We start from the raw sequence: 1,427 nt of genomic DNA, 5'->3' as shown, positions 1-1,427 counted from the left end.
CTTATTACCTTCTCTTTTATTATAACTTATAATATTGTATAAGTGGAATAATATTGTTTTATTGAAAAATGCTACTATTATCAATATAAATAGTAGCATTTGTAAATCACTTATCTATAATAATTATATTTTTTTAATCACCATAAGAAACTTTTTCAAAACTCTCTTTATCTAATTCTATCTTTTGGATAATATCACATAATTCTATTATTGGAATAATTTTATCTGTACCATATTTTAAAAACCATTGTCCTTTTTCAAAACATAATTTCAACTCTATTCCATCTATTAACGTTTTTCTATCATTTACTTCTAAATCAACCTTCCAACAAACTATACAGTCAAATGTCATATAAGGATGCTCATGTTTAAATAAATTGCTTAACAAAAATTCTACTTCAACAAGTAAAGTTTCTTCCTCCCTATTTAAACATATTAAATCAGTTGTAGATTGTAGTGAATAGTGTGCAATAGAATCAATTATATTTATATATTTTCTAAATTTAGAATTACTTAATAAAGCTGATAATAATAACGCTACCTGTGCTTCGTTATCTGGAATTCTCTTTATTGCTACATTTTCTAAACTTAAACTTTCTAATTTACTAAACTCCCTAATTCTCTTTTTTAAATTTATGCTTTTTTCTTTTACAGCAAAATTAATTTCTTCTTGCTTTCTCATTTTAAAATATGTAGTTTGCGTACTAGGTAAAATATCATTATTTATTATTTCTCTGACCATAGTATATATCCATTTTGCTTTAGGATCATCTTCATTACTAACATTGTTTCTATCTGCAGTAAGTTCAAAGTTTTGCGAATTCACTAATAAATGAAAATGATGAAAATTAGGGTCTGATATAAGACTTCCTTTTTTTGTGAATGGAATAAAATCTTTTGCTAAATATATTCCAAATCGCCCTTTTAATCTTTCACTTTGCCTTAACTTGCATATTGCTTTTCTACAATTAACACCTGATACTGTTCCATACATCTGAAATGAAACATATTCTCCATTTATATTAGTACTCCTATGATATGGTCCAAAATGCCTACAGTAATTTACTGATCTTTTATATACTTTTTCATTCTCATCTATTACTGGATTCTCTTGAGGAGGAAAGAATTGATGAGCCCCTGCAATTTCTTCTTTAATATCAAGAATAGCATCATTAATAAATATTCTTGGTGCTACTTGCATGTTCTTTACATAGCAATTTAACTCAGGATATGTAGCGAATATATTCTTAAAGCTTCCGCCAGCTGTGAACCAAAGTATATAATCTTTTAACGTTTCTAAATTATAATACTTTTCTGGGTTATCAACTAAATATCCTTCTATAATTATTTTTGTTCCATCATTTCCTACAATAGGCTCCTCCCGTCTTATTGTATAAGTTGGAATTTCATTAACGCTCAAGTAATAC

Annotated in this window: 1 protein-coding gene; it reads right to left on the bottom strand. The window is 26.7% G+C overall.

Annotated features, from left to right (window positions below):
• Positions 1-133: 133 nt before the first annotated feature.
• Positions 134-1,427: DNA mismatch repair enzyme (ATPase) (locus tag E6248_RS16020; protein ID WP_316341764.1), on the bottom strand; the 1,294-nt coding region annotated here is incomplete at its 5' end.

It is taken from the genome of Clostridium sp. (genome assembly GCF_032552055.1).
In the GTDB taxonomy this organism is placed as follows: domain Bacteria; phylum Bacillota; class Clostridia; order Clostridiales; family Clostridiaceae; genus Clostridium.
Note: the sequence above shows the minus strand (reverse complement) of the source record. Positions and strands in the feature narration are given on the sequence as shown.